The 10464-nt window shown below is 67.5% G+C and carries 10 protein-coding genes; 9 read left to right on the top strand and 1 reads right to left on the bottom strand.

Features of this window, described 5'->3' with window-relative positions; all coding sequences use genetic code 11:
• Positions 1–1941, top strand: a 1941-nt coding sequence (gene infB / locus AC5RUJ_RS05945; protein ID WP_494155668.1) for a translation initiation factor IF-2, incomplete at its 5' end; no start/stop codon positions are given.
• 84 nt (positions 1942–2025) lie between these two features.
• Positions 2026–2493 carry a 30S ribosome-binding factor RbfA gene (gene rbfA / locus AC5RUJ_RS05940; protein WP_494023807.1) on the top strand — a complete coding sequence of 156 codons (468 nt, stop codon included), beginning with the start codon at positions 2026–2028 and terminating at the stop codon, positions 2491–2493.
• 103 nt (positions 2494–2596) lie between these two features.
• Here rbfA and AC5RUJ_RS05935 read toward each other — a convergent pair whose 3' ends face one another.
• Complete coding sequence (locus AC5RUJ_RS05935) at positions 2597–3724, bottom strand: ScyD/ScyE family protein (RefSeq protein WP_494023808.1); 1128 nt, start codon at positions 3722–3724, stop codon at positions 2597–2599.
• 241 nt (positions 3725–3965) lie between these two features.
• On the opposite strand from AC5RUJ_RS05935, the gene truB reads away from it, so the two are divergent.
• The 7 genes from truB to AC5RUJ_RS05900 form a co-directional block, all read left to right on the top strand.
• The gene (gene truB / locus AC5RUJ_RS05930) at positions 3966–4874 is read left to right on the top strand and encodes a tRNA pseudouridine(55) synthase TruB (protein WP_494023809.1); all 909 of its coding nucleotides are present in this window, start codon (positions 3966–3968) and stop codon (positions 4872–4874) included.
• A gap of 2 nt (positions 4875–4876) precedes the next feature.
• Positions 4877–5245 (top strand): hypothetical protein, encoded by a 369-nt coding sequence (locus AC5RUJ_RS05925; protein WP_494014384.1) that lies wholly within the window; start codon positions 4877–4879, stop codon positions 5243–5245.
• Complete coding sequence (locus AC5RUJ_RS05920; protein ID WP_494050264.1) at positions 5242–5715, top strand: hypothetical protein; 474 nt, start codon at positions 5242–5244, stop codon at positions 5713–5715. The genes AC5RUJ_RS05925 and AC5RUJ_RS05920 overlap by 4 nt, the downstream gene beginning before the upstream one ends.
• Before the next feature lie 62 nt (positions 5716–5777).
• Positions 5778–6767, top strand: coding sequence for a bifunctional riboflavin kinase/FAD synthetase (locus tag AC5RUJ_RS05915; RefSeq protein WP_494076294.1), 990 nt, complete (start codon positions 5778–5780; stop codon positions 6765–6767).
• A gap of 148 nt (positions 6768–6915) precedes the next feature.
• Positions 6916–7185: a 30S ribosomal protein S15 gene (gene rpsO / locus AC5RUJ_RS05910; RefSeq protein ID WP_494002421.1), complete on the top strand. Its 270-nt coding sequence runs from the start codon at positions 6916–6918 to the stop codon at positions 7183–7185.
• 315 nt (positions 7186–7500) lie between these two features.
• Positions 7501–9744 (top strand): polyribonucleotide nucleotidyltransferase, encoded by a 2244-nt coding sequence (locus tag AC5RUJ_RS05905; protein WP_494014383.1) that lies wholly within the window; start codon positions 7501–7503, stop codon positions 9742–9744.
• Positions 9745–9746: 2 nt separating this feature from the next.
• A partial coding sequence (locus AC5RUJ_RS05900; RefSeq protein ID WP_494155667.1) for a M16 family metallopeptidase occupies positions 9747–10464 on the top strand: 718 nt, incomplete at its 3' end.

Here is a 10464-nt window from a genome sequence, read left to right as displayed (position 1 = left end):
GGCGGTACCCAGGGCGCCTTCGGCAAGGGAGGCGCCGGCCGCGGCAAGCAGCGCAAGTCCAAGCGCGCGAAGCGCCAGGAACTGGAGCAGATGAGCGCACCGTCGCTGGGCGGCGTCTCGGTACCCCGCGGCGACGGCAGCACCGTTGTCCGGCTGCGCCGCGGCTCCTCCATCACCGACTTCGCCGACAAGATCGAGGCGAATCCGGCAGCGCTGGTGACCGTGCTGTTCCACCTCGGCGAGATGGCCACCGCCACGCAGTCGCTGGACGAGGACACCTTCGAGCTGCTCGGTGTTGAACTGGGTTACAAGATCCAGGTTGTCTCCCCGGAGGACGAAGAGCGCGAACTGCTTGACTCGTTCGACATCGACCTCGACGCCGAACTCGAGGCAGAGGGCGAAGCCGACCTCGAGCGGCGCCCCGCCGTCGTGACGGTCATGGGTCACGTGGACCACGGTAAGACCCGCCTGTTGGACGCCATCCGCAACACCCGGGTGGGCGAAGGCGAACACGGCGGCATTACCCAGCACATCGGTGCCTACCAGATCGACTTCCAGCACGATGACCGGGACCGGAAGATCACCTTCATTGACACCCCGGGCCACGAGGCGTTCACCGCCATGCGTGCCCGTGGCGCGAAGGTCACCGACATCGCCATCCTGGTGGTGGCCGCGGACGACGGCGTCATGCCGCAGACCGTGGAAGCGCTGAACCACGCGCAGGCTGCCGGCGTGCCCATCGTCGTCGCCGTGAACAAGATCGACAAGGAAGGCGCCAACCCGGAGAAGATCCGCGGCCAGCTGACCGAGTACGGCCTGGTTCCGGAGGAATACGGCGGCGACACCATGTTCGTGGACGTCTCGGCACGCGAGGGCCTGCACATCGAGGATCTCCTCTCGGCCGTGCTGCTGACCGCCGACGCCGCCCTGGACCTGCGGGCCAACCCGAACAAGGACGCCCGCGGCATCGCGATCGAGGCGAACCTGGACAAGGGCCGCGGCGCAGTGGCGACCGTGCTGGTCCAGTCCGGAACGCTGCGGGTGGGCGACGCCATCGTCACCGGCAGCGCGCACGGCCGCGTCCGTGCCATGTTCGATGAAGACGGCGCATCCGTCACCGAGGCCGAACCGTCGCGTCCGGTCCAGGTGCTGGGTCTGTCCACCGTCCCGCGCGCCGGCGACACCTTCCTGGTGACCGACGATGAGCGCACCGCCCGCCAGATCGCCGAGAAGCGTGAAGCCGCGGACCGCAACGCAGCCCTGGCCAAGCGCCGCAAGCGCATCAGCCTCGAGGACTTCGACAAGGCCGTGGCCGAGGGCAAGGTCGACACCCTCAACCTCATCCTCAAGGGCGACGTGTCCGGTGCCGTGGAGGCGCTGGAAGACTCGCTGCTCAAGATCGATGTGGGCGAGGATGTGCAGCTGCGCGTTATCCACCGCGGTGTCGGTGCCATCACGCAGAACGACGTCAACCTGGCCACCGTGGACAATGCCATCATCATCGGCTTCAACGTCAAGCCGGCCGAGCGGGTGGCCGAACTGGCCGACCGCGAGGGCGTGGACATGCGCTTCTACTCGGTCATCTACGCGGCGATCGATGATATCGAACTCGCGCTGAAGGGCATGCTGAAGCCGGAGTACGAAGAGGCACAGCTGGGCACGGCCGAAATCCGCGAGATCTTCCGTTCGTCCAAGTTCGGGAACATCGCCGGCTCCATCGTCCGCTCGGGCACGATCCGCCGCAATACCAAGGCGCGCGTCACCCGCGACGGCAAGGTCATCGGCGAGAACCTCACCGTTGACTCGCTCAAGCGGTTCAAGGACGACGCGACCGAGGTCCGCGAAGGATTCGAATGTGGCATCGGACTTGGGTCGTTCAACGACCTCAAGGAAGGCGACATCATCGAGACCTTCGAAATGCGCGAAAAGCCGCGCGTCTAGCAGTCGGCCTGCAGCGGGCGTCCGGTGGCATCGCCGCCGGGCGCCCGCTGTTCCGCCATCAACACGAGAATTTGAGGAGGGGTCATGGCAGACCCAGCACGCGCCGCCAAGATGGCCGACCGGATCAAAGTAGTGGTCGCCCAGGCGCTAGAGCGCCGGGTCAAGGATCCCCGTTTGGGATTTGTGACCATCACGGACGCCCGGGTGACCAACGACCTGCAGCACGCCACCGTCTACTACACGGTGTTCGGCGACGCCGAAGAGCAGGACGGGACCCGCAAGGCACTGGAGTCCGCCAAGGGCGTCCTGCGGGCGGAAGTGGGCCGGAACATCACCGCCCGGCTCACGCCCACGCTGGAATTCGTCGCGGACGAGATTCCGGTGAACGCCAGCCACCTGGAGGAGCTGTTGCGGGCCGCGAAGGCCAAGGACGCCGAGGTCGCGGCCCTGGCCGAAGGCGCCGCCTTTGCCGGCGAAGAGGACCCGTACCGCAAGCCCGAAGACGAGGACGAGGACGAGGACGACGCCGGCCGCGGAACGCGTCCGGAATAGCGGCTAACGACCGCTGCACGGCCCGACGGCCGTTGCACCAAAGGGCGGGCCACCTGCTGTGCGCAGGTGGCCCGCCCTTTTTTCCGGTCCCGGCAGCCGCGGATCAGTGCAGCCGGATCTTGATGACCTTGCCGTCGGGAGGTGTCTTCCCGGTGAAGTCAGGGAGCGCATTCGTTGTGGCGTAGAGCCGGTCGCCGCGGATCTCCAGCGCACCCGGGGCAGTGGTCTCGAAGAACGTCCGCACCTTGTCGTGGCCCTTCTTCAGCACGGAAATCTTGTTGCCGAACATCTCGGCAATGTAGATGTCGCCGCGTGAGCTGACCGCCAGGTTGGTGGCGCCGGACAGGCCCCCCGCCAACTGCACGACCTTCCCGGTGTGGGCATGGACCTTGAAGACGCGGCCGAGCGCGCCGATGCTCCCGTCTTCGGGACCGCCCGGCAGCGAGGTGACGTACAGCCAGCCGTGCCGGCCAAACTCAACGTCCGTAGGCACCGGCTCCAGATAGTACTTCTGGCCGACCACGCAATCCGGCAGGCCCATGCCTGCCGCCAGCGCAGCGGTCACCCGGAAGGATGCCGGCGGCAGCACCGCAACCGTGCTGACCCGCTTGCTGTGCTTGTCGACCTTCAGGATGGCGTTGCCGCCGGCGTCGGCGACATAAATGCTCTGCCTGTTGGCGGCCGTGGCATAGGCGTTGGAGTCGACGTTGCCCTTGTACTTGGCCGGGATCCCCTCCGGAATCTTGTCCAGGCACTGCCGGTCCTTCACATGGCGGAAGCCGTAGGTGACGCGGCCGTCCGGGTTGTGCTTCTTCTCATAGGCCGCCACGTCGGCGATCTTCCGAGGCGCGGCCCCGTCGTCGTGCAGGTCCAACGACTTGATCCACTGCACGTTCGGCAGCCCGTCCATGCCGCCGGCACCGGTGCCCTCGGAGAAGTAGACCGTGTGCCTGTAGAGGGAGGCGGACGCGACCTGGGGTCCGCCGGAGCGGTACAGGACTTCGGGATCGCCATGGCGCTTGATCCGGTTCAGGACGCCGGCGAAGTTCTGGGTCACAAACAGGCCGTGCCGGCCGGCCGCAAGACTCAGCGGCGATTGCAGCCCCTCGGCCAGCACGGTCGCCGACGGAGGCTCCGGGCTCTCCCGGTGGGCCGATGACGGTGCCAGGCCGGTGCCGAACGCAAGTCCGAGCGCCAAGGGAAGGGCGAGATACAGCGATGGTTTTTTCACGATGAAGCTCCTGAAGAGAGCCGCGGGGCACCCCGGACGACTCGCAGGCCGGCGGAGTGGCCGGAGAACAAGGGCAAGTGATGCCGAAGAGGCGACTGTGCCGCTGGCCTGCTGAAATCCCTTGGAGGCCGCATCCACGGCACGCAGTGTGCCCAAAATATTGCAGCCCCCGGAGGCTGTCAACGATGCACGCTTTAAGCCCCGACCGGCCGTATCCCCGGGACGCCATATACTGAAAGGCGTGACTTCTGGCCTGCTCCGTTCCGGATTGATACTCGTCGACAAGCCGCAGGGGTGGACCAGCCACGACGTTGTCGGCCGCATGCGCCGCCTGGCCGGAACGCGGAAGGTCGGCCACGCCGGCACCCTGGACCCCATGGCCACGGGCGTGCTGGTGGTCGGCGTCAATAAGGCCACCCGGCTGCTGACCTACATCGTCGGCGCCCCCAAGACGTATGACGCCACCATCCGGCTCGGCCAGTCCACGGTGACCGACGACGCCGAGGGCGACGTCACGGCGGAAACCATCGCCGCTGCCGTGACGGAACAGCAGATCAGGGACGGCGTCGCCGAACTGACCGGGGAGATCCTGCAGGTACCGAGCAGCGTCTCGGCCATCAAGGTCAACGGTCAGCGGTCCTACGCGCGCGTGCGCTCCGGACAGGACGTGGTGTTGGCCGCCCGGCCGGTCACGATCCACCGGTTCGAGGTCCACGGCATTCGGCGCGGCCGCGGCGGGAAGGTGCAGGACGTGGACGTCACCGTCGAATGCTCGTCGGGAACCTACATCCGTGCGCTGGCGCGCGATCTCGGGCAGCGGTTGGGCGTCGGCGGGCACTTGACGGCCCTGCGCCGGACCCGGGTGGGTCCGTTCCGGATCGAAAACGCAGCCACGTTGGATGAACTGGCCGAAGACCTGCAGATGACGGGCCTCGACGAGGCCGCCCGCGTACTGTTCCCGGTCCGGGAACTCAGCGCCACCGAGGCCGACGACGTCTCACATGGCCGACGCATCCCGGCCGCCGGAGCACCCGGCGCGACGGCGGCGTTCGCCCCGGACGGATCGCTGGTGGCGCTGCTGGAAGACAACGATGCGCAAGCCAGGCCCCTGCTGGTGTTCGCACCGGGAAACGAGGCGGACGCACAGTGATCATCGACGGTTTTTTCATCGCCGGCACGGTGGTCACCCTGCTTGCCGCGGTCATCTGCGTGGTTGCCGCCCTCCTGAAACACGGTCCCAACGACGTCACGATTCTCTCGGTCGCCGCGGTGGAGCTGTTTCTGCTCGTCTACGGGGCGGCCGGTATCATCAGACAGGCTTCCGGTGAGCCCGTCAGCGGGGAAACCTGGGAATTTTGGGGCTACCTGATCACCGCCTTGCTGGTTCCGGTAGCAGCCTTCTGGTGGGCCATCATGGACCGCAGCCGGTGGAGCAACCTGGTGCTGGGGGCGGCGGGAATCACGGTATTCGTCATGCTGGTGAGAATGGAACAAATTTGGGACGGAGCGATCGCCGTATGAAACCCGGCCAGGAACAACAACGGGCAAGGCATACCCGGGACGTGAGCGCCGCCGCCGGCCGCGCCACCGGTCCCGGGCGGCTCCTGGTGGCGGTCTACGGGGTCTTCGCGCTCTCCGCCACCGCCCGGGCGGGCTATCAGATAGCAACCAAGTTCTCGGAAGCGCCGGTGGCCTACCTGCTGTCCGCCTTCGCCGCCGTCGTGTACATCCTGGCGACCGTTACGCTGGCCAGGTCCGGGACCCGCTCCTACTGGCTGTCGGTGGCCGCCGTGAGCATCGAACTCGTGGGAGTCCTGGCCGTCGGGCTGCTGAGCGTGCTGGATCCCCAGCTGCTTCCGCAGGACACGGTGTGGTCGGGCTTCGGCAAGGGATACGGATACGTCCCCCTGCTGCTGCCGGTCATCGGCCTGTGGTGGCTCTGGCGGCACCGGCCGGCGGCGGGCGCGAAGCCCCCCGGAGGTCGTCCATAATGGAAGGGGTCCCGGCGACGGGTCCGCACCCGCTGAAGGCCCCGATCGACGAGGAGTTTACTGTGCACTACTGGAAAGACCTGGCCGACGTACCCCGCGGCTATGGTCCGTCAGTGGTGACACTGGGAAATTTCGACGGCGTCCACCGCGGCCACCAGCAGGTGCTGCGCCGCCTGGTGGAGACCGCGTCCGCCCGCGGGACCCGCGCGGTGGCGATTTCTTTCGATCCGCATCCTTCCCAGGTCCATCGGCCGGACGCCGCCCCGCAGCTCATCATGGGACTGCAGGACCGGGTCGAGGCGCTGGAGGCCAGCGGCCTGGACGGGCTGCTGATGATGACCTACACGCTGGAACTGGCCGGCGAAACCCCTGAGGAGTTCGTCCGCAAAGTCTTCGTGGAGACCCTCGGCGCCACCGCGGTCGTGATCGGCCACGACACGCGGTTTGGGAAGAACAACGCGGGCGACCTGAACACCATGCAGGAACTGGGCCGGCAGTTCGGCTTCACCGTCGAGGTCGTCGACGAATATGAAACCGATGCGGACCTCGGCGCCGCGGGCAGCGGCCGGCGCTACTCGTCGTCCTGGGTCCGGGAAGCCCTCGCCGCGGGGGATGTCGCCACGGCGGCGGAGGTGCTCGGACGCACCCACCGGATGCGCGGCGAAGTCGTGCACGGCGACGCCCGCGGCCGGGAACTGGGTTTTCCCACCGCGAACCTGTCCAAGCATGCAACGGGCATGATCCCCGGCGACGGCGTCTACGCCGGCTGGCTGGTGGACCAGCACGGCACCAGGTGGCAGGCCGCCATCTCGGTGGGCTCGAATCCGACCTTCGAGGGCGCCAGCCGCCGGGTCGAGGCGCACGTCATCGACCGGCCGCAGGAGGACACGGACGACTTCGATCTCTACGGGCAGCAGGTGGTGGTCGAGTTCGTGGAACGCCTGCGCGGCATGGTGGCCTACACCGGCCCCGAGGCCCTGATCGCCCAAATGCGCGACGACGTGGTGCGTACCCGAAGCCTGCTTTCGACAGACCAAGCCCGCAACAGGTAAACTGGCCGATGGATTCGGCTGCGGTCCGTGGCGGCTGTATCCCTCCGTGCTCTGCTGCCGGCAAGCCTCTGGCGGCCGGCGGAGACTGCGGAGCCCCCGGCAGCGAAGTGCTGACTCGGGCCTCACGGCACAACTTCTAGGAGTTACTGTGGCATTAGACGCCGCGCTCAAGCAGGAAATCATCAAGGAATACGCCACGCACGAGGGCGACACGGGTTCTCCCGAGGTTCAGATCGCTGTTCTGTCCCGTCGCATCTCCGACCTGACGGAACACCTGAAGATGCACAAGCACGACCACCACACCCGCCGGGGCCTCATGGCACTGGTCGGCCGCCGTCGTCGCATGCTCACCTACCTGCGTGACACCGACATCACGCGCTACCGTGCGCTCATCGAGCGCCTCGGCCTGCGCCGCTAGTCAGTGACGGAGGCGGCTCTTCCGTCCACTGCGAGACGGGGACAGGAGAGCCGCCTTTTTCCTACCGCGCCGGTTTGCGGCGCGGCAGGAGCACGGCCGCCGGGAGACTGTCGGCCGATAACTACATCAACTGGAGACTTTCGGTATCGCGGCATTCGCGGTCCTCGGTAGTGGCTTCCGGGACGCCCTTAAGGGCTTGCCCGTAGGTCTCGATCGAAGACCGGGTGGCGTACAGGCAGGCTGGCCGTGAAGCGGCCTCGCAGGTTTGGGCAGATACCGGCGGCCTCCGCACTCGAAGAAACGGAGGTGGCTCTCTTGGAGGGTCCCGAAATTCAGTACTCAGAAGCTGTCATCGACAACGGCCGGTTCGGCCAGCGCGTGGTCAGGTTCGAAACCGGCCGCGTGGCCCAGCAGGCGGCCGGCTCGGCAATGGTCTACATCGACGAAGACACCGCACTGCTCTCCGCCACCACGGCGGGCAAGTCCCCGCGCGAAGGCTTCGACTTCTTCCCGCTGACCGTCGACGTGGAAGAGCGGATGTACGCCGCCGGCCGCATCCCGGGCTCGTTCTTCCGCCGCGAAGGCCGCCCGTCCACCGAAGCGATCCTGGCCTGCCGCCTGATGGACCGCCCGCTGCGCCCCGCCTTCGTCAAGGGGCTGCGCAACGAGGTCCAGGTAGTGGTGACCGTGTTGGCCATCAATCCCGACGTCATGTACGACGTCGTCGCGATCAACGCCTCCTCGATGTCCACCCAGCTGAGCGGCCTGCCGTTCTCCGGCCCGATCGGCGGCGTCCGCGTGGCGCTCGTGGACGGCCAGTGGGTGGCCTTCCCCAAGCACTCCGAACTGGAGCGCGCCGTGTTCAGCATGGTGGTGGCCGGCCGCATCGCCGCCGGCAACGACATCGCCATCATGATGGTCGAGGCCGAGGCCACCGACAACGCCTGGAACCTGATCAAGGAAGAGGGCGCCACCGCGCCCACCGAAGAGGTCGTGGCCGAGGGCCTCGAGGCCGCCAAGCCGTTCATTCGGGCGCTGTGCGAGGCTCAGTCCGACCTGGCCGCCCGCGCGGCCAAGCCGACGGTCGAATTCCCGATCTTCAAGGACTACGAGGACGATGCCTTCGCCGCCGTAGAGTCCGCCGCAGCTGCCAAGCTGACGGAAATCTTCTCGATCGGCGACAAGCAGCAGCGCAACGAGGCCGCAGACGCGTTCAAGGCCGAGATCCTGGCGCAGTTGGCCGGCACCGAGACGGCGGAATTCGCCGGTCGCGAGAAGGAAGTTTCCGCGGCATTCAACGCCGTGACCAAGAAGGTTGTCCGCCAGCGCATCCTCACCGAGCAGGTGCGCATCGACGGCCGCGGGCTGAGCGACATCCGCAAGCTGACCGCCGAGGTCGAGGTCCTGCCCCGCGTCCACGGCTCAGCCATTTTCGAGCGCGGCGAAACCCAGATCCTGGGCGTCACCACGCTGAACATGCTGAAGATGGAGCAGCAGATCGATTCGCTGTCGCCGGTGACGCGCAAGCGCTACATGCACAACTACAACTTCCCGCCGTACTCCACCGGTGAGACCGGCCGCGTGGGCTCGCCCAAGCGCCGTGAAATCGGCCACGGCGCACTGGCCGAGCGCGCCTTGGTGCCGGTGCTGCCGTCGCGTGAAGAGTTCCCGTACGCCATCCGCCAGGTCTCCGAGGCGCTGAGCTCCAACGGCTCCACCTCCATGGGCTCGGTCTGCGCCTCCACCCTGTCCCTGCTCAACGCCGGCGTGCCGCTGAAGGCCCCGGTCGCCGGCATCGCCATGGGACTTGTCTCCGACCAGGTCGACGGTGAAACCCGCTACGCGGCGCTCACCGACATCCTGGGTGCCGAGGACGCCATGGGCGACATGGACTTCAAGGTCGCCGGTACCTCGGAGTTCGTCACCGCCATCCAGCTCGATACCAAGCTCGACGGCATCCCGGCGTCCGTGCTGGCCGCCGCCCTGAAGCAGGCCCGCGAGGCACGGCTTCACATTCTCGGCGTGATCAATGCCGCGATCGACCAGCCGGACGAAATGAGCGAATTCGCCCCGCGGATCATCTCGGTCAAGATCCCGGTGGACAAGATCGGCGAGGTCATCGGCCCGAAGGGCAAGATGATCAACCAGATCCAGGAAGACACCGGCGCGGACATCTCCATCGAGGACGACGGCACCGTGCTGATCGGCGCGACCGACGGTGCGGCCGCCGAAGCCGCCCGCGCCGCCGTCAACGCGATCGCCAACCCGCAGATCCCCGAGGTGGGCGAGCGCTACCTGGGCACGGTCGTGAAGACCACCACCTTCGGTGCCTTCGTGTCGCTGACCCCGGGCAAGGACGGCCTGCTGCACATCTCCGAGCTGCGCAAGCTGGCCGGCGGCAAGCGCGTGGACAACGTCGACGACGTGGTGTCGGTGGGCCAGAAGGTCCAGGTCGAGATCACCAAGATCGACGACCGCGGCAAGCTGTCCCTCGCCCCCGTGGTGGCCGAGGACGCCGCAGCCGACGAGGCGTCGGCCGAAGAGGCCGTGGCCGAGTAAGCATGACCGTCGTCGCCCTGCCGCTGGTCGGCAGCATGCAGCATGCCGACGCCACCGAGCTCGGCGGGTCGGACCCCACACTGGTCCACGGCGAACCGGGCGGCGCCATCGTGCGCCGCTCGGTGCTGCCCGGGGGAGTGCGGGTGCTGACCGAAGCGATGCCCGGCCAGCGGTCGGCGACGATCGGATTCTGGGTCGGTGTTGGCTCGCGGGATGAAGCCGCGGGCCAACACGGCTCGACCCACTTTCTGGAGCATCTGCTCTTCAAGGGCACCAGGCGCCGGACGGCGCTGGACATCGCCTCCGCCTTCGACGAGGTCGGCGGCGAATCCAATGCGGCCACGGCCAAGGAAAGCACGTGCTACTACGCCCGCGTCCTGGATTCGGACCTGCCGATGGCCATCGACGTGATCGCCGACATGATCACCTCCGCGGTCCTTGACCCGCAGGAGCTGGAGCAGGAACGCGGAGTCATCCTCGAAGAGATCGCCATGGACAATGACGATCCCGCGGACGTGTGCCACGAAAAATTTGTTGAGGCGGTGCTCGGCGGGCACCCCCTGGGCCGGCCGATCGGCGGGACGCCGGAGGCGATCAAGGCGGTGGCCCGCGACTCGGTCTGGGCCCACTACCAGCGCTACTACCGGCCCGACGAGCTGGTGGTCACCGCGGCCGGCGGGCTGGACCACGACGCGGTGTGCGCGCAGGTGCTCGCCGCCC

Source organism: Arthrobacter sp. Y3223164, assembly GCF_059091005.1.
Note: the sequence above shows the minus strand (reverse complement) of the source record. Positions and strands in the feature narration are given on the sequence as shown.

Bases quoted from the DNA above. Each gene is read 5' to 3' on its own strand.
- rbfA (WP_494023807.1), top strand. From the start codon at position 2,026: ATGGCAGACCCAGCACGCGCCGCCAAGATGGCCGACCGGATCAAAGTA.
- AC5RUJ_RS05920 (WP_494050264.1), top strand. From the start codon at position 5,242: ATGAAACCCGGCCAGGAACAACAACGGGCAAGGCATACCCGGGACGTG.